Origin of the sequence: Candidatus Poriferisocius sp. (assembly GCF_965202595.1) — a bacterium.
GTDB lineage: Bacteria > Actinomycetota > Acidimicrobiia > Acidimicrobiales > Bin134 > Poriferisocius.
The window spans coordinates 642,237-659,375 of sequence record NZ_OZ241836.1; the positions used below are offsets into that span (position 1 = coordinate 642,237).

The following is a 17,139-nucleotide window of genomic DNA, read 5'->3' on the forward strand; positions in this document are numbered from 1 at the left end:
CGGTTCGAAGGGGGGTTTCAAAGGGGGGTGTTGTCGTGGCGGCGGCGAGGGAGGGACTCCCGCTTTGACTCCAGCAGTTCCAGGGCGGTGGCCACCTCGGCCCGGGTGTCGGCGGGATCGATGACCGCGTCCACCGAGCCCCGCTCTGCGGCGATATAGGGGTTCAGGTAGCGCTCCTCGTAGGCGGCCTCAAGCTCGGTCCGCTCGGCGGGGCTCGCCCGGCGGTGGACGATCTCCACCGCTCCCCTGGCCCCCATGACCGCTATCTCCGCCGAGGGCCAGGCCAGGGCGATGTCGTTACCCATGTGCCGGGAGTCCATAACTATGTAGGCCCCGCCGTAGGACTTCCGCAAGGTGATGTTCACCCGCCCCACCGTGGCTCGGGCGTAAGCGAAGGCGAGCTGGGCACCGTGGCGGATGATGCCCCGCCATTCCAGATCCTTACCCGGTTGGAAGCCCGAGGTGTCCACAAAGGTCACCAGCGGGAGGTTGAAGGCATCGCAGAACGACACGAACCGAGCCCCCTTCTGGCTGCACGCGATGTCGAGGGTTCCCGCCATGCTCTGGGGCTGGTTGGCCAGCATCCCCACCGGCCGGCCGGCAACGGTGGCAAAGGCGCACACCAGGTTGGTGGCCCAGTCGGCCTTGTACTCCAGCAGGTCACCGTCGTCGGCCACGGCCCGGGCTGCCTCCCGCACGTCGTAGCTGCCCAGCGGGGAATCGGGTAGCAGGTCGCGCAGCTCCGGTGTGGGGCGGTCGGCCGGATCATCGACCGCCCACCGGGGGGGCAGCTCGTCGCAGTGGGCGGGCAGCAGGTTCAGCAGCGTGCCCACCAGGTCGCAGGCACCGTTCTTGTCGGGGACCATAAAGGCGGCCACTCCGCTGCGGCGGGAGAGCTGGCCGGCACCCCCCAGGGTTTGGGTGCTGATCACCTCCCCGGTGTACTGGCCGACCATGCGGGGGCCGGTCACGAAGGCGTAGCTGCCTTCGGTGACCATGGCCATGTCGGCCAGACCGAGCAGCAGGGCAGGCCCTGACACCGCCGGACCGGTGGCGCAAAAGATGGTGGGCACCCGGCCCGAGCAGTTCACCACCGCCCTGGCAACCCGGCCCCAGCCCATGGTGGCCGCGATGCCCGAGTCGATGTCAGCTCCCGAGGATGCGATGAACCCCACCAGGGGGAGGCGCCGCCGGAGGGCCTCGCCGGCCGCCCGTTCCAGGGTCTCGCTGTCGGCCGGGCCCAGGGCCCCCCGGTCGGTGTCGTTGTCCTCCACCTCGAAGGTCACGCACTCCCGACCGTCGTAGGCACCCAGCCAGGCTCGGGCCGATCCCGATGATCGAGCTCGTAGCGGGACTCGTCCCGGCTGGTCGCCATAGCAATCCGTGGTGTCAGACATGGTCGATGGTTAGTTTCGCGCCGGGTTCAGCTCGGATACACCTGGACATGGTCGATGGTTAGTTTCGCGCCGGGTTCAGCTCGGATACACCTGGACATGGTCGATGGTTAGTTTCGCGCCGGGTTCAGCTCGGATACACCCCGGCCTGGTCGTAGCCGTGGGTGCCCACCACGTCGAAGATGGCATCGCGCACTGCCTGGGTGAGGGCCGACGGGGTCACCCGCCGGCTGACGATCAGCCCCACCGACCGCCGGACCAGCCCGGTTATGGGAATGCGCCGCCACGGCCCGGGATCGGGGGTCGCGGTGGCCGGCAGGATGGCGGCGCCGAACCCGGTGAGCACCAGGGTGGCAATCATCCGCATACCGTCGATCTCGGCCCGGGTGGTGAGCTCCACCCCCTGGTTCTTCAGCTCCGAGTCGATCTCGTCCCGAAAGGCGGTTCCGGTGGGGGGCAGCAGCAGCTCGTGGCGGCTCAGCTCGGCCGGGGTGACCACCGACTTGCGGGCCAGTGGATGGTCGGGCGGAGCAACCAGCAGGCGGTCCTCCTCGAACAACTCCTCGACGCGGATCCCGGGGTCACGCAGGGGGAGGTTCACCACCGCGCTGTGCAGATGACCCGCCACCACCTGGGGGAGGAGGCTGGTGGTGGTGGCCGTCAGGATCTCGAGCCGGATGTTGGGGTAATTGGCCTCGAGGGCGGGAAGCAGTATGGGAATCAGCCACCGGGCGGTGGAGTCTATGGTGCCCAGGCGGGTGACACCGGAGATGTTGTCGCGCATGGCGGCCATATCGTCGGCGATGGCATCGGTCTCGGCCCGGATGCGTCGGGCCCGGGTTGCCACCGCCTCTCCCTCCTCGGTGAGGGTGCCGGTGTCGCGGTCCACCAGGCGGGTGCCCAGCTCCTCCTCCAGGCGGGCAATGTGCTTGGACACGTTGGATTGCACGGTATGCAGGGACCGGGCGGCATTGGAGAAGGTCTTGTGCTCGGCTATGGCCAGCAGGGCATCAAGCTGGCGGATATCCATGGCGGCTCGCGGTGGCCGGTAACCGGTCAGTCCCGGGTTCGCCGGCGGATCAGGTTCAGCGCGCTGCCCGCCCGGAACCATTCGATCTGGTCCGGCGACAGGGTGTGGTCGGCGGTGATATCCAGGGTGGTGCCGTCGGGGCTGGTCACCTGGATCCTCACCGGCACGCCGGGGGTCAGATCGGCCAGGCCCAGCACCGAGATGCGGTCGTTTTCGCCGATGCGGTCGTAGTCGTCGGGATCGGAGAAGGTGAGGGCCAGCATCCCCTGCTTCTTCAGGTTGGTCTCGTGGATGCGGGCGAACGACCGGGCGATCACCACCGCGCATCCCCGGAAGCGGGGCTCCATGGCGGCGTGCTCCCTCGACGAGCCCTCGCCCATGTTGCGGTCGCCCACCACCACCCAGCGCCAGCCGGCGGCGTGGTAAGCGGCGGCAACCCCGGGGAACGGCCCGGTGGAACCGTCGAGTTGGTTCTTGCCCTCACCCACCGCCCCGGTGAAGGCATTCACCACCCCCAGGTACAGGTTTCCGGAAATGTTCTCGAGATGCCCCCGGTAGCGCAGCCACGGCCCGGCCATGGAGATGTGGTCGGTGGTGCACTTGCCCAGGGCCTTGAGCAGTACCGGCAGATCGCAGAAATCCTTGCCGTCCCAGGGGGCGAACGGCTCGAGCACCTGGAGTCGCTCGGAGTCGGGCGACACCCGAACGCTCACCTCGCGTCCGTCCTCGGGCGGGGCCAGGAACCCGCTGTCGCCGGGGTCGAATCCCTGTTCAGGCAGCTCGGTGCCCGGACCCACGGTGAGCTTCACCTCGGTGCCATCGGGGGCGGTGAGGGTGTCGGTGGCCGGGTCGAAGTCGAGCGTGCCGGCCAGGGCCAGCGCCACCACCGTCTCGGGGGAGGTCACGAACGCGTTGGTGGAGGCGTAGCCGTCGTTGCGCTTGGGGAAGTTCCGGTTGTAGCTGGTGACGATGCTGTTGGGGGTGCCTTCGGCCACGTCGTCACGTTGCCACTGCCCGATGCACGGACCGCAGGCATTGGCCAAAACGGTGGCCCCGATGGACTCCAGGTCGCCCAGGAGCCCGTCACGTTGGATGGTGGCCCGTACCTGCTCCGAACCGGGAGTGACCATGAGCGGGGTCTTGGTTCTCAGCCCGTGGGCAGCAGCATGGCGGGCAATGCCGGCCGCCCGGGTGATGTCCTCGTAGCTGGAGTTGGTGCACGACCCCACCAGGGCCGCGCTCACCTCCAGCGGCCACCCGTTCAGCCTGGCCTCCGAGCCCAGTTCGGCCACCGGGCGGGCCCGGTCGGGGGTGTGGGGACCGTTGATGTGCGGTTCCAGGCGGGACAGGTCGATCTCCACCACCCGATCGAAGTGGCTACCGGGGTCGGCCAGCACCTCATCGTCGGCCCTCAGGTGGTGGGCCACAGCCGTGGCCGCGCCGGCCATCTCCTCCCGACCGGTGGCCCTGAGGTAGCGGGCCATGGCATCGTCGTAGGCGAACAGCGAGGTGGTGGCGCCTATCTCCGCGCCCATGTTGCAGATGGTGGCCTTGCCGGTGGCTGACAGTGATGCCGCCCCCGGCCCGAAGTACTCCACGATGGCCCCGGTGCCGCCGGACACGGTGAGGATCTCGGCCACTTTCAGGATCACGTCTTTGGGGGCGGCCCAGCCGCTGAGCTCACCGGTGAGGAGCACCCCGATGAATTGGGGCCAGCGCACGTTCCAACCGAAGCCGGTCATCACGTCCACCGCGTCGGCTCCCCCGACACCCACAGCCACCATGCCCAGCCCGCCGGCGTTGGGAGTGTGGCTGTCGGTGCCGATCATCATGCCTCCGGGAAAGGCGTACTGTTCCAGCACCACCTGGTGGATGATCCCCGAGCCCGGCTTCCAGAACCCGGCACCGTAGCGGGCACTTACCGACTCCAGGAAGTCGTAAACCTCCTGGTTGCTGTCCAGCGCGGCGGCCAGGTCGTGCTGGGCGTCGATTCGGGCCGAGATGAGATGGTCGCAATGGGTGGTGGTGGGCACCTGCACCCGGTCGAGCCCGGCGGTCATGAACTGGAGCCACGCCATCTGCGCGGTGGCATCCTGCATTGCCACCCGGTCGGGTCGCAGATCAACATAGGACGTTCCCCGCTCGGGGGTGGTGGTCCGGTCGTCGAGGTGGTTGATCAGGATCTTCTCGGCCAGGGTTAGGTTGGGCCCGAAACGTTCCCGGGCGGTTTCGATCCGCTCGTCCATGGTGGCGTACACGTCGTTTATGAGTTCGATGGGGGTAAAGGCGGCTACCGGCATACTCCCGATCCTACCGAGCTGACATGGGGTTTGGTCTTGTCGCGGAGCCCGGTTGCCGGCCCTGGGGGTATCAGGGGTTGGTTCGGGTTTGGTCTTGTCGCGGATCGTCCGTCTAGGGCCAGCGGCGGTGCTGGCGGCGGGAGCGGGGGGAGCGGTCTCCCAGGGCCCAGGCCCGGCGCCAGGGGGAGACATCGGGGCCGGTGAGTCCGGGGGTGGTTCCGGAGTGGGCTCGGCGGCGGGCCTGGTACCAGTCGGTGGCGCACTCGTCGGCAAGGGTGGCCACCGCGGTCTCGATGCGGGCTGCGAACCGGCGGGCGTTGTCCCCCTCGGCGGGCACCAGGGGATCGCCGAAGGTAACGGTGGTGGCCGACACCCGGGGCACTCGCCGGCCCTTGGGCAGAATGCGGCCGGTGCCCTCGACATGAATCGGTACCACCGGCACCCCGCAGCGCACGGCCAGGTAGCCGGCCCCGCCCAAAAAGGGTCGCCCCCAGCCGTCGGGGCTGCGGCCGCCCTCGGGGAAGACGAGCAGGCTCCAGCCGTCGTCGATCAGCGACGCGGCCAACCGGGTTGAGCGCCTTCCCACCTTGGATCGCTCTATGGGGATGGCTCCGATGACCAGAGCCGACATCACCGATTTGATTGCTCCGGTGAAGAAATAGTCGGATGCCGCCCCCACCACCAGCCGCTTTCTCCACCGGGTCGGAATGGAGGTGACCAGCAGGGGGGTGTCGATGTGGCTGTGGTGGTTGGCCGCGAAGATCATCGGTCCCTCCAGCCGCTCCAGCCGGTCCAGCCCCTGGTGAAGGGGGCGGGCCAGGGCGGTCACCGCGGGCCGCACGACGGTTTCGGCGAGGACCCACCGGGCAGCCCGGGCCGCGGGTTTGCGGGCCCAGTCGGTGTCGTAGTCCGCCCCCCGCTTCCTTGCTGGCGGCGCAGGAAGCACCCCTACCGGGGGCCGAGCCGCCCGGTAGGGAAAGTCGAGCTTCGATATCACCCGCCTAGCTGACATGGGCCTTCATCATTGGGTGGGGGTTGTGGTTCGTTGGCTGACATGGGCCTTCATAATCGGGGGTGGGGGTGGTTTGTTAGCTGACATCGGCCATCAGGATCGGGGGGTTGTGGAGGTGGGTGATGGTGGGCTGGCGGCCCACGGTGTCGCCTGCGATCTCCAGGGCATCCTGGAGGGTGGACGCGGGACGGAAGCCCATGCGCTGCACGGCCCCGGTGTCGCCGCCCACGATGATGACCTCACCCAGGTGCTGGAGAGCGTGTGCCCCCCAGTACCACATGTAGAACGGGTGCACCCCGTGGTAGGCGTAGGACGTGCGGTACAGGTGGCGGTACCACTCGTCGGTGGCAAACCGGTGCTCGTAGCGGGCCTCGATCTCCACCGGGTCGGTGGTATCGGCCAGCACCTGCTCGAAGAAGTCGATATAGCTGGGATGGTGAACCGGGTGAAACTCCCACCGGGTGGGGTGGCCCATGATGACCACCCCGCCCTTTCGCACCAGTGGGCGCCCCCGGTACAGGTTGAAGAAGTATCCCAGCCCCAGGCACATCACCAGGATGGGGTTCATCACCGAGTTCACGTTGTAGGGGCATATGTAGGGCAGGCCCATGGTCAAGATGTCGGTCTGGCCCTCCACCGGCACCAGGTGTTGGGCGTACACGTTCTCGGTGGTTGTCCTGTGAACCGCCTCGACCTCACCGGCCTGCACCGAGGTCAGCTCATAGGGGGCCCGCCAGGATTGAAAGATCTGCCGGGCCATCCGGGGCGGGGTCCGCTTCAGCGCCGCAGTCATGGCGATGAACGAGGCTCGGTCCCTGGCCGTCCACTCCCATTCCCGCTTCTGGAGCATGGCCAGCGGGCCGTCCACCCCGAAGGTGTTGTTGTTGACCGTGGTCTCGATCTGGAAGATTTTCACCCCGGCATCCCGTAGCACCTTGCCCATGCGCCAGTTGGAGGCATGCAGTTCGGATCGGTGCTGGTCCATGAACGACTTGGACTCCTGCATGGTTTTCACGTTGTGGTGGTGCCGCAGCCCCTGGTAGCCGGCCAGCCCGGTGGCGGTACTCTTGTGCCCGCCATCCATGGCCACCAGGTTGATGTTCACGTACACCACCAGGTCGCTCTCCGCGGCCCGCCGGTTGAACTGCACCTCCTCGCCGTGGGGGGTGGTCCCCAGGATCACCATGCCGTCGGGATCCTCGGCATCGTGGTTGTAGAGGCAGCCCGAGGGGGCGAAGGCATCGTGGACGCGGTCGCCCACCGCGTGGCGCAACTCGGATTCGGTCATGCGCCGGTGCAGGGCCAGGGCGGCGATGACGTGGACATCCTCCACTCCGGCGGCGGCGGCCATCTCCAGCACTTGCTCGATCACCATCTGGCGGATGTCGGGGCGACGCATCGGGGGCAGGGGAAGCGAGATGTCGTCGAACGCGATGGTGAGCCTCATGCCCGGGCGAAGCTGGGCGGGCAGTGGATCCTGATCCACGGGGTTGAGCAGCGCCCGGCGGATGGCCCCCTCGGGATCGGGCAGGCCCAGCAGTGGCTCGGCCGGGTATATCACCCGGCTACGTCCGGCGGGGAGCCGCTCGGTGCGGAACCCCTCACCGTGATGGAACACAATCGGCGGGGTGGACCGGTCCACCTCCAGCACCAGGCCCGGCCGGGGAGTGGGTCGAACCCGGTCCTTCATGCCGGATTCACCGCTGGATTGTCGGTCCCGGTGTCCGGTCGCGGTGGGGCGGTTCTCATGATGCCTTCCGGGTTCCGATGGGTTGGGTTGTCGGTTGTAGTGGCCGGTTTCGGTGGGGCGGTTCTCATGATGCCTTCCGGGTTCCGATGGGTAGCAGTTTGCGGGGGCCACCTGGAGCCTTCTCGAAGTGTTCGATGAGCCATCCCCGCTTGCGGGCCAGCATGGCCAGCTTGGGTTCGGGGTTGACCGCCACCGGGTAGCCCACTGCTTCCAGCAGGGCCAGGTCGCTGGCCGAATCGGCATAGGCCACCGACTCCGACAGCAGCAATCCCTCGGCCCGGGCGAAGTCCCGCAGCACCTCGGCTCGCGACTCGCTGGTGGGCGGCACCGCCGCCAGTTGGCCGGTGTAGGCACCGTGGGACTGGGCCAGCTCGGCACAGACGATGTGATCGAACAGGGGTCGGAGCGGTTCCACGATGAAGTCCAGCGCACCGGTGATGAGCACGGTGGTGTGTCCGGCGGCCCGGTGGCGGCGTACCCGGCGGATGGCCGCGGGGAATGCCTGAGCCAGGATCAGGTCGCTGAACATCTCCTGGGAGTCCTCGGCCATCTGTTTCACCCCTGCCCCCTCGTAGCGACGGTAGAAGTGCCGGAGAAAGTCGCTGCGGTCCCGATGGTCCAGTGCGAGCAACGATGGTGCCTCCAGCAGGATTCTGGTCACCAGCCGGACCCGGTCGTCGAGGGGCAGGCGCCGGGTGGCCAGCCAGCCGTAGGCCATGACCACGTTGGCGGCGATGAGGGTGTTCTCCAGGTCGAATGCCGCCAGGTGCCGGTCGGGCGAGAGCACCCGGGCTCGCTGGCGGTCCTTGCGGGACGGCTCCGAGCGTCCCGACGGTGCTGTTTTCACCCTGCCCTGGGCCACCACCGTGGGCAGGTGGACACCGGTCACGTAGTGGGGCCAGTCGATGATCCGGGGGTCGAAGCAGAAAGCCTGCTGGTCGCTCTGGTCGAGGTCGGCCCACAGCTCCAGCAGCCGGCCGACCCCGAACAGCGCCTCGCACTCGGTGTAGGCCCCGTACAACTCCACATAGCCCAGCGCCCGCTCCACCTGCTCGCGGCGCTCGTCCAGATCGGCGGTTATCTCGGCCTGGCGACCCCGGATGGGCAACCGCCCCAGCACCCGCTCGCCGGCGTTCAGCCCCCGCTGGAGCCGCTTGAGTTGGCGCACCACCCGGCCCCGGCCCGGGTAGGTCCAGTTGGGCGGGGGTATGGGTTGGTCCCGGTCGTCGTAGATGGGGTTCTCGCTGAACCAGCCGTGGGCCAGGTTCACCAACTGGTTCAGCCGGAAAGGGTTGACCGCCCCCGACGCCACCTGGATGACCGGGCGGTCGGGATCGTGGCCCCGGGCGGCCACCGCGCAGATGGCAGCGGCCACCAGATCCACCGGAATCACGTCCAGCACCCCCTGGGGGATGCCGGGGAAGTCGGTCAGCAATCCCCGCCCGTAGCCGATGATGATCGGTTCGGCCATGCGAAACCCCCGGATCCATCCGGGGTAGGGTTCGGAGTAGGCCGACTCGATTATGGATGGCCGCACGGTGGTTACCTCGAGATCACCCCTGACCTCGGCCAGGGCGGTCTCAGCCAGCGCCTTGGTGAATGCATACGCGTCCGGAAACCCCAGCGAGGCGGCCCGCGACCGGCCCGCTTCCACCATCTGGTTGTTGACCCAGCGATTGCGGATCTGCTCGGTCTTGGCGGCCAGTGCCGGGGTGCCGGCCGCGCCCAGCTCGTGGCGGGCCCGGCTGCGGAACTCAGCCAGGCGGCTGGGGTCACGGCTCTCGGTCTCGGTGGTGATGCGCCGGCGCCGGCTGGTCTCGGCCTCTTCCTGCCACGACACCGGCACGTACATCGGCCCGTCCACCAGGGGTTCCTCCGGGGCGTTACCCCGGCGGCTCCCGGCCACGTAGCAGGTGGACACCGCGATCAGGTGGGGGGAGGCCCCCATCTCGTTCAGCATCCGGGCCAGGCGTACCGGTCCCAGAAGGTTGACCTCCACCGCGGTATCCAGCGGATTGTCGAAAGCCACCGCCGCGGCCGAGTGGATGACGATGTCGCAGCCGGCGATCAGCTCCCGGCCGGTATCGTCGAGCCCCAGCCCGTTCACCCCGACATCTCCGGCCACCCCGGTGATCCGCTCCCGGCACAACCGCTCGAAAGCGTCGGAGCCCACCTGCTCGCGCAGGCGGTCGAAAGCGTCGTTGCGGACTATCTCCCGCCGGATGCGCTGCTCGACGCCCCGGCGGCCGGGGCGCACCAGCAACACCAGCTCAACATCGGGTACGCATCGCAGCAGCCGCTCCACCAGCGCGGTGCCGAGAAACCCGGTGGTTCCGGTGATGGCCAGCCGCTTGCCGGCCAGCGCCTCGGGGATCATTGCAGTGTTCTACCAAACCCCGGTGACATTCCCCGAATGCTCAAGGCAACCCTCACCGCCCGGCCTCACCGCCCGGCCTCGCCACCCGGTGAGGCCACCGCTTGTTCGGGTTGCGGTTCGCCCGCAGGGTGGTTGCTCGCCGCTGGTTGCCTGGGTTGCGGGTCGGGCTTTTGCTTTCAGGGGTGATGCCGGTGGCGGCGCTCGAAACGCTCGATGGCCAGCTCGACCAGCCGGTGGATGAGCTGGGGGTAGGTGAGCCCGGAGACCTCCCACAGCTTGGGGTACATGCTGATGGGGGTGAAACCGGGGATGGTGTTGACCTCGTTGATCAACATGCCCCGACCGCCGGCCTCGTAGAACAAGTCCACCCGGGCCATGCCCTCGCACCGCAGGGCGCGGTAGGCCGACACCGCCAGCTCCCGGGCTTCCCTGGAGGCCGCGGAGGGGATCTGGGCGGGTACCACCAGTTCGGCACCCTGGGTGAGGTACTTGTCGGCGTAGTTGTAGAAATCGGCACCGGGCACGATCTCCCCGGGTACGGACACTTCGAGGTCACGGTTACCCAGCACCGACACCTCTATCTCCCTGCCGGCAACGGCCTCCTCGATCAGCAGCGTCTCGTCGTATTCGGCGGCCAGCTCCAGTGCCCTGACCGTTTCCGATGCGGTGGTGGCCCGGCTCACCCCCACCGATGAACCCATGTTGGCCGGCTTGACGAACAGGGGCAGCCCCAGATCGGCGATGGCGGTCTCGGCCACGGTCTCGGCCCGGTCATAAGCCGATGCCGTCCGGTACCGGCATTGGGGCAGACCGTGGTGGTTGCAGACCAGCTTGGTCGTGGCCTTGTCCATGCACATTGCCGAGGCCAGCACCCCCGACCCCACGTAGGGCACATCGGCTATCTCCAGCAGCCCCTGGAGGGTTCCGTCCTCACCCATCGGGCCGTGGATCAGGGGGAACACCACCGTGCCGGGCTCGGCAAAGATCTCGGCCGGGGCCACACCGGGGCCCTGGGCATCCAAGCGGTCGGGCAGCGGGTCGGGCAGTTCGGCCAGGCACCACTTCCCCGACCTGGTGATGCCCACGGCAACCACCTCGAAACGGCTCCTGGCAATGGCGGCCACGTGGCGGGCCGACACGCAGGAGACATCGTGTTCGGCCGACCGGCCGCCGAACAGAACAACCAAGCGGGTACGGGTTCCCACGAGGCGACGGTACCCCACCATGCCCGCTCGAGGTGGGAAACTGGGTCAACCATCTTGCCGGTTGCAGGTAATTCAGCAATCGCGCCCGCTCGAGGTGGGAAACTGTGTCAACCATCTTGCCGGTTGCAGGTAATTCAGCAATCGCGCCCATCCATGGTGGGAAACTGGGTGAGTGCAACTGGCAGCGTCGGAGGTGGCTCGAGCGGTGGGGGGTTTACTTGCCGGACCCGAGGTTGTGGTTTCGGGGGCATCCATCGACTCCCGCACGGTGGTGCCGGGTGAGCTGTTCATACCGGTGGTGGCCGAGCGGGACGGCCATCGCTACATCGACGATGCCCTGGCGGCGGGAGCGGCTGCCTACCTGACCTCGGCTCCTCCCCGGGGCGCAACGGCGGTGGTGGTGGGTGACACCGCGGTGGCGCTGGCCGAGTTGGGCCGCCATGCCCGGAGTGGTTTCGACGGCCCGGTGGTGGGCATAACCGGGTCGGTGGGCAAGACCTCGGTCAAGGACATGGCGGCTGCGGCCATCGGGGCCGACCGCCCGACCCATGCCAGCCCGATGTCGTTCAACAATGAGCTGGGGGTGCCGCTCACCCTGGTCAACCGCCCGGCTGGTGCCGAGGTGGTGGTTCTGGAGATGGGGGCCCGGGGCCCGGACCACATCCGCAAGCTGTGCGTTATGGGGCGGCCCACCGTGGGAGTGGTTACCGCAGTGGGCGCTGCCCACATCGAACTCTTCGGTACGGTGGAGGCGGTGGCCGAGGCCAAGGGTGAGTTGGTGGAAGCCCTGGATCGCTCCGGCGTGGCCGTTCTCAATGCCGATGATCCCCTGGTGGCGGCCATGGCCGGGCGTACCGAGGCCCGGGTATTGAGCTACGGCCGGTCCCGCGGGGAGGTGCGAGCCGCGGCGGTGAGCATGGACGATGGCCTGAAGTGCCGGTTCCGGTTGGAGACCCCGAGCGGTCGGGCCGAGGTGGTGTTGGCGGTGCCCGGCGAGCACATGGTGGTCAACGCCCTGGCGGCGGCGGCGGCGGCGCTGGCAGTGGGAGTGGGGGTGGAGGCCATAGCCGCCGGCCTGGGCTCGGCCCGGTTGTCGCCGTGGCGGATGGAGGTGACCACCCTGGAGTCGGGGGCGGTGCTCATCAACGATGCCTACAACGCCAACCCGGTGTCCATGGCCGCCGGGCTGAGGTCGCTGGCCGCGGTGGAACGCAGCCGCCGGGTGGCGGTTCTGGGGGTGATGGCCGAGCTGGGATCACAGGCCCCGACCGAGCACGCGGCAATTGGTGCTCTGGCCCGGGATCTGGGTATTGAGATCATCCCGGTGGCAACCGCCGACTACGGACCGGTGCCGGTGGCCGATGCCGCCGCTGCGGTTGCCGCTCTCGGCCCCCTCGATTCCGACACCGCCGTGCTGGTGAAAGCCAGCCGAGTGGCCGGCTTGGAGTCGGTGGCCGCCGCCCTCACCGCCGCCCCTTCCGGCGGTAGTGTCGGGATCCCAACTTCAGAGGATATGTAGAGGGTATGTATATGGACTTTCGTGAGCAGCCGGTGCAGGAGTGGGCCGCGGCGGTGCGGGACCGCGAGGTGTTGGCCCGGGAGATGGTCCGGGCCTCACTGACCGCCATCGATGCCCATGAGGATTTGAATGCTTTCGTGGCCGTCGATCCCGAGCGGTCCCTGGCCGAGGCCGATCGGATCGATGCCCGGCTGGCCTCGGGTGACGAGGTGGGGCCGCTGGCCGGGATCCCGATCGGGGTGAAGGACCTGGAGGATGCCGCCGGGTATGTCACTTCCCATGGTTCGAGGCTGCATGCCGAGGATCCGCCGGCCGCGGTTGACAGCGTGCTGGTCGAGCGGCTCCGGGCTGCGGGTTGTGTGGTGATGGGCAAGACCAACACCCCCGAGTTCGGTTGGACCGGTGATACCTACAATCCCCTGTTCGGCCCCACCAGGAACCCATGGGATCGGCGGCGGTCCCCGGGGGGATCATCGGGGGGAAGCGCGGCAGCGCTGGCCGCCGGTCTGGTTCCGCTGTGTACCGGTTCGGACGGGGGCGGGTCGATCCGCATTCCCGCAGCGGCCTGCGGGTTCACCGGGTTCAAGCCCAGCCTGGGGCGGGTACCGGTGGAGGGGTCGTCCCGCCTCTGGCCCATTTCGGTTCACGGGCCCATGGCGCTGCGGGTGGCCGATGCTGCTTTTGTGCTGGATCTGGTGATGGGGCCGTCACCCCACGATCTCAACTCGTTGCCGAAACCCGACCGGTCGTGGCGGGAGGCTCTGGATGAGGGCAGGCAACCCCGCCGGGCGGTGTGGTGCCCGGCACCCGACGGCAAGCCCTCCGACGCCGAGGTGGTGGCGGTGTGCGAGGCCGCGCTGGCCGAGCTGGAGGGGGCCGGGGTGAAGGTGGAAGTGAGAACCGAGCCCCTGTTCGCCGATCCCATCAGGGAGTACATCCTGTTGTCGGGCACCATGGTGAGCGGCGAGTTGGGCGAGATGACCGAGGATCGCAAGGATATGATCACCCCTGGCCTTCGCTACTACCTGGATCTGGCCTCCGAACCCCAAGTGGCCGATTTTGTGCGGGCGGTGGAGACCTTCCGAGTCATGGCCATTGCGCTGGCCGAGGTGATGGATGGTGCCGACCTGCTGCTCACCCCCACGGTGGCCGGCCAGTTCCCCGAATGCGGGGGCAAGGGACACATAAACGGTGGGGCCACCGATGCCTGGGTGCGCCACACCTACCCCTACAACCTCACCCGGCTGCCGGCGGGCAGCGTCCGGGCCGGTTTCACGGCCGGTGGCATGCCGGTGGGACTCCAGATCGTCGGCCACCAGCACGCCGATGTGGAGGTACTCCAGGCCCTGGCTTTCTGCGAGCAAATCTTCGCCCCACCGGTTTGGCCCGCGCTATCCTGAACCGTCCCCGGACCGTTAGCTCAGATGGCCAGAGCGCTCGCCTCACACGCGAGAGGTCACTGGTTCAAGTCCAGTACGGTCCACCCCATGAGTTCCCGGGTAGGGATTACGGGCGCGAGCGCGAGCATAATGGCTGCCTGCCTGCTGATTGGTGCCTGCGGAACCGGTACCCCAGCGTCCACGCCGGTTACGCCTGTGGCAACCTCTGTTCCAGCGTCCACGCCGGTTACGCCTGCGGCGTCACCCTCACTCTCACCCCCATTTTTCCTGGGCGGCACCGATGACATCACGTATCGGGTTCTCGAACTTTTCGTTGACACCCCAGTGGCGGAGACCATGCTCGATCTCGGCCTGATGATTGCCCAGGCCCTCTTCCCCGAAGATGAAGACGTTGAGGGGTCGCTACGTATCTCGATTGCCGGTGACCCGGTAGTGGGTGACCTCGGTGAGATCGTCGTTGATGTAGTGGGCCTGCCCGACGACTCGATCCTCGGCTACCGGCTGCATGTGTTCGCCACCCCCCACGAGAGCGGCGAGGCCTTTACCCTCAAAAGCGTCGAGAGCACCTTGCTGTGCGCCCGGGGAGTCAGCAGCGACCTCTGTGTCTAATAGCCGGATTCGTCGCAGGCGGCGGTGTCCAAGGGGTGGAAATCGCTAGCATTATTATAATCTTGAGCAAGCAAATATGGGTTATGATGATTCGGGATAAACTAATTCAGTATAATGCTTGGCAAGTAGTTTACAATAACGCTTGGGCAAGCCAATAATATAATGAGCATAGTTGCCCGCGTAGTTTAGTTGCTCATGGGCTTGAGATTCTGGCAATGTTGCTAGTTGTTTGGCATAACGTTTGCAAGCATTATCGTAACAACTACCTATCCTATCAAGCTCATTGCCGCTCCATATAATCTTATTGGAACAACTATCTATTAGAGCTTGCGCTTCATCAAGATAAGTTTGGAGCCAAACACTACTTGTATCATCAAGCGATTTTGGTAATGGAGTTTTGAGTTTGGGCTTGGCTTGAACACTTGGCCTTGAGCGCTTGGAGCGCCTACCAAGAACACTTGCGGCAACGGCAAGTGTTTTATACTTATTGTAGTTGCTCATAGTCCTATTCCTATCAAGTTTATATAACTCATTATAGCAGGTCACAGGCCATTTGTCAAGTTTGCTCGGTAACTCCCTATATCAACCCCAACCACCACCCATCCCATGGATCAGAAAACCCATCTATAGCAACGTCCTCCTCAGCACCTAACCAACACCGGGCGACAAAAACGCGAGGGCTTTTAAATTGCGGGGCGGTTCAGCTTGGGCTGGTTGGTTGGGCCAGACTTGGGCCATGGCCACGATCACCACCAACGATCTCAAGAATGGTATGGCGCTGAATCTGGACGATGGCTTGTACAGCGTGGTCGAGTTTCAGCATGTCAAGCCGGGCAAGGGTGGGGCGTTCGTGCGTACCACCCTCAAGAACGCTCGCACCGGTGCTGTTCTGGAGCGCACTTTTCGGGCTGGGGAGAAGGTGGAGCGGGCCAACATCGACCGCCGAGAGATGCAGTATTTGTACTCCGATGGCGACAGCTTTGTGTTCATGGACAGCGAGACCTACGAGCAGCTCCATGTGAGCGCCGACGTTCTGGGCGATGCGGTGAACTATCTGGTGGAGAACAACTCGGTCATCCTGGCCATGTTCGGGACCGAGATCGTGGGCACCGACCTGCCGGCCGCGGTCGAGTTGGACATCACCGTGACCGAGCCCGGCGTGCAGGGCGACCGGGTGTCGGGGGCCACCAAACCGGCTACCTGCCAGACCGGTCTGGTGGTTCAGGTTCCCCTGTTTTTGAATCCCGGCGACCGCATCAAGGTTGACACCCGCTCCGGCAGCTACATCAGCCGGGCCTGAGTTCTCGGATCCTTCGTGAGTGAGGCGGGGGTCAGGGAGTATCCTGCGTGAGTGAGGCGGGGGTCAGGGAGTATCCTTCGTGAGCGAACCGCATCCGTTGGTCGCGGGGTCCCGGCGCCATCAAGTCCGGGAACGGGTTCTGGGTCTGCTCTATGAGGCCGAGATCAAGGCAGTGGGGATGGCTGAGCTGGTGGCCGCCCAGGAGTTGCCCCTGGATCCCTATGCCCACGCGCTGGTAACCGGTGTGGCCCACCACCGGGATGAGATCGATGCTCGCCTGGAGGAGTTGTCGGAGCGCTGGCCGGTGGCTCGAATGCCGGCGTTGGACCGGGCCATCCTGCGCTTGGCCAGCTTCGAGTTGTCCCACAGTGAAGACATCTCTGTTGCGGTAATCATCAATGAAGCCGTGGAGTTGGCCCATGAATACTCCACCCCAGCCTCAGCCGGTTTCATCAACGGCCTGCTATCCCAGGTGGCAACCATCGTCCGTTCACCGGGGAGCGATTTCGGCGGGCACTAGCACCGGGCTCACATCGTCAACCATTGTCCGCTCATCGGAAAGCGGAGGTTGCTGATCCGGGCCCTTGACCCGACCACTGGTTGCTGTATAGTGCTCGGGGACAGCCGTGAAGTGGGTCCGGCGAGGCCCATACGGACATGGAGGAAACCTGGTTGGCAGAACGAGAGCGCCGTCGAACGCCCCCTTACGGGGGCGTTTTCGTCGCCCGCAACCGGGTGATGGTCGCCGAGGATATCAATCGGGCGATTTGGCGCATGGCCCACGAGATCGTCGAGCGCAATCATGGTCTTGGTGATGTGGTCCTTGTGGGGTTGCAAACCGGAGGGGTGTGGCTGGCAGGGGAGATCGCCAATTCCCTGGAGGAGATTGAAGAAGTCCAGATCCCCCTGGGGACCTTGGACGTGGCCTTTCACCGCGACGACATCGGGTTGAGACCGTTGCTGCCCGAGGCTCCCACCCGGGTACCGGTCGGTCTCGACGGCCGAACCGTGGTGCTCGTCGACGATGTGCTGTACACCGGTCGCACCGTCAGGGCCGCGCTGGATGCGCTGAACAGCTACGGGCGACCCCGGGCCGTGCAACTGGCGGTGATGGTTGACCGGGGCCACCGGGAGCTGCCCATCCGCCCCGACTTCGTGGGCAAGAACCTGCCCACCCGGCGCGACGAGATGGTGGATGTCAAGCCCGAGGGTGTGGACATTGGTGAGGTGGTTCGATGAAGCA

The 17,139-nt window shown here is 66.6% G+C and carries 14 protein-coding genes and 1 tRNA gene; 7 read left to right on the top strand and 8 right to left on the bottom strand.

The window, feature by feature from the left end; genetic code table 11:
- Positions 1 to 17: 17 nt before the first annotated feature.
- The 7 genes from ACOGXC_RS03315 to ACOGXC_RS03345 all read right to left on the bottom strand — a co-directional run bounded on the left by ACOGXC_RS03315 (position 18) and on the right by ACOGXC_RS03345 (position 11,089).
- Positions 18 to 1,397, bottom strand: coding sequence for an acyl-CoA carboxylase subunit beta (locus ACOGXC_RS03315; RefSeq protein WP_419919297.1), 1,380 nt, complete (start codon positions 1,395 to 1,397; stop codon positions 18 to 20).
- A gap of 124 nt (positions 1,398 to 1,521) precedes the next feature.
- A complete protein-coding gene (locus ACOGXC_RS03320; RefSeq protein WP_419919298.1) occupies positions 1,522 to 2,424 on the bottom strand; it encodes a LysR family transcriptional regulator in 903 nt (300 codons plus the stop codon).
- 26 nt (positions 2,425 to 2,450) lie between these two features.
- Positions 2,451 to 4,724 carry an aconitate hydratase gene (locus ACOGXC_RS03325; protein WP_419919299.1) on the bottom strand — a complete coding sequence of 758 codons (2,274 nt, stop codon included), beginning with the start codon at positions 4,722 to 4,724 and terminating at the stop codon, positions 2,451 to 2,453.
- Between the two features lie 112 nt (positions 4,725 to 4,836).
- Complete coding sequence (locus tag ACOGXC_RS03330) at positions 4,837 to 5,736, bottom strand: lysophospholipid acyltransferase family protein (RefSeq protein ID WP_419919300.1); 900 nt, start codon at positions 5,734 to 5,736, stop codon at positions 4,837 to 4,839.
- A gap of 76 nt (positions 5,737 to 5,812) precedes the next feature.
- Positions 5,813 to 7,426, bottom strand: a complete 1,614-nt coding sequence (locus tag ACOGXC_RS03335) for a lactate racemase domain-containing protein (protein WP_419919301.1) — start codon at positions 7,424 to 7,426, stop codon at positions 5,813 to 5,815.
- Between the two features lie 124 nt (positions 7,427 to 7,550).
- A complete protein-coding gene (locus ACOGXC_RS03340; protein ID WP_419919302.1) occupies positions 7,551 to 9,863 on the bottom strand; it encodes an HAD-IB family hydrolase in 2,313 nt (770 codons plus the stop codon).
- 176 nt (positions 9,864 to 10,039) lie between these two features.
- Entirely contained in the window at positions 10,040 to 11,089 is a 1,050-nt protein-coding gene (locus tag ACOGXC_RS03345) for a D-alanine--D-alanine ligase family protein (protein ID WP_419919303.1), read from the bottom strand.
- 151 nt (positions 11,090 to 11,240) lie between these two features.
- Between ACOGXC_RS03345 and ACOGXC_RS03350 the strand changes: the two genes are divergently transcribed.
- From ACOGXC_RS03350 to ACOGXC_RS03365, 4 genes are all read left to right on the top strand, one after another.
- Positions 11,241 to 12,587, top strand: a complete 1,347-nt coding sequence (locus tag ACOGXC_RS03350) for a UDP-N-acetylmuramoyl-tripeptide--D-alanyl-D-alanine ligase (protein WP_419919304.1) — start codon at positions 11,241 to 11,243, stop codon at positions 12,585 to 12,587.
- An 11-nt stretch (positions 12,588 to 12,598) separates the two neighbouring features.
- Positions 12,599 to 13,987 (top strand): amidase, encoded by a 1,389-nt coding sequence (locus tag ACOGXC_RS03355; RefSeq protein ID WP_419919305.1) that lies wholly within the window; start codon positions 12,599 to 12,601, stop codon positions 13,985 to 13,987.
- Positions 13,988 to 13,996: 9 nt separating this feature from the next.
- Positions 13,997 to 14,070 (top strand) — tRNA-Val (locus ACOGXC_RS03360).
- A 4-nt stretch (positions 14,071 to 14,074) separates the two neighbouring features.
- Positions 14,075 to 14,596, top strand: coding sequence for a hypothetical protein (locus ACOGXC_RS03365; RefSeq protein ID WP_419919306.1), 522 nt, complete (start codon positions 14,075 to 14,077; stop codon positions 14,594 to 14,596).
- A gap of 81 nt (positions 14,597 to 14,677) precedes the next feature.
- On the opposite strand, the gene ACOGXC_RS03370 is transcribed toward ACOGXC_RS03365, so the two are convergent.
- Entirely contained in the window at positions 14,678 to 15,097 is a 420-nt protein-coding gene (locus ACOGXC_RS03370) for a hypothetical protein (RefSeq protein ID WP_419919307.1), read from the bottom strand.
- A gap of 235 nt (positions 15,098 to 15,332) precedes the next feature.
- Here ACOGXC_RS03370 and efp point away from each other — a divergent pair, with 235 nt between their 5' ends.
- The 3 genes from efp to pyrR all read left to right on the top strand — a co-directional run bounded on the left by efp (position 15,333) and on the right by pyrR (position 17,135).
- Positions 15,333 to 15,896 (top strand): elongation factor P, encoded by a 564-nt coding sequence (gene efp, locus ACOGXC_RS03375; RefSeq protein WP_419919308.1) that lies wholly within the window; start codon positions 15,333 to 15,335, stop codon positions 15,894 to 15,896.
- 79 nt (positions 15,897 to 15,975) lie between these two features.
- Positions 15,976 to 16,416: a transcription antitermination factor NusB gene (nusB, locus tag ACOGXC_RS03380; RefSeq protein WP_419919309.1), complete on the top strand. Its 441-nt coding sequence runs from the start codon at positions 15,976 to 15,978 to the stop codon at positions 16,414 to 16,416.
- A gap of 218 nt (positions 16,417 to 16,634) precedes the next feature.
- On the top strand, positions 16,635 to 17,135 hold the full coding sequence (pyrR, locus tag ACOGXC_RS03385) for a bifunctional pyr operon transcriptional regulator/uracil phosphoribosyltransferase PyrR (protein ID WP_419920002.1): 501 nt from the start codon (positions 16,635 to 16,637) through the stop codon (positions 17,133 to 17,135).
- The last annotated feature ends 4 nt before the right edge of the window (positions 17,136 to 17,139 follow it).

What these genes read in the sequence shown, in the direction of transcription:
- efp (WP_419919308.1), top strand. Translation starts at nt 15,333, where the DNA reads ATGGCCACGATCACCACCAACGATCTCAAGAATGGTATGGCGCTGAAT.
- ACOGXC_RS03325 (WP_419919299.1), bottom strand. Translation starts at nt 4,724, where the DNA reads ATGCCGGTAGCCGCCTTTACCCCCATCGAACTCATAAACGACGTGTAC.
- ACOGXC_RS03345 (WP_419919303.1), bottom strand. Translation starts at nt 11,089, where the DNA reads ATGGTGGGGTACCGTCGCCTCGTGGGAACCCGTACCCGCTTGGTTGTT.
- ACOGXC_RS03315 (WP_419919297.1), bottom strand. Translation starts at nt 1,397, where the DNA reads ATGTCTGACACCACGGATTGCTATGGCGACCAGCCGGGACGAGTCCCG.
- ACOGXC_RS03335 (WP_419919301.1), bottom strand. Translation starts at nt 7,426, where the DNA reads ATGAAGGACCGGGTTCGACCCACTCCCCGGCCGGGCCTGGTGCTGGAG.
- ACOGXC_RS03370 (WP_419919307.1), bottom strand. Translation starts at nt 15,097, where the DNA reads ATGAGCAACTACAATAAGTATAAAACACTTGCCGTTGCCGCAAGTGTT.
- ACOGXC_RS03355 (WP_419919305.1), top strand. Translation starts at nt 12,599, where the DNA reads ATGGACTTTCGTGAGCAGCCGGTGCAGGAGTGGGCCGCGGCGGTGCGG.
- pyrR (WP_419920002.1), top strand. Translation starts at nt 16,635, where the DNA reads ATGGTCGCCGAGGATATCAATCGGGCGATTTGGCGCATGGCCCACGAG.
- ACOGXC_RS03340 (WP_419919302.1), bottom strand. Translation starts at nt 9,863, where the DNA reads ATGATCCCCGAGGCGCTGGCCGGCAAGCGGCTGGCCATCACCGGAACC.
- ACOGXC_RS03320 (WP_419919298.1), bottom strand. Translation starts at nt 2,424, where the DNA reads ATGGATATCCGCCAGCTTGATGCCCTGCTGGCCATAGCCGAGCACAAG.
- ACOGXC_RS03330 (WP_419919300.1), bottom strand. Translation starts at nt 5,736, where the DNA reads ATGTCAGCTAGGCGGGTGATATCGAAGCTCGACTTTCCCTACCGGGCG.
- ACOGXC_RS03365 (WP_419919306.1), top strand. Translation starts at nt 14,075, where the DNA reads ATGAGTTCCCGGGTAGGGATTACGGGCGCGAGCGCGAGCATAATGGCT.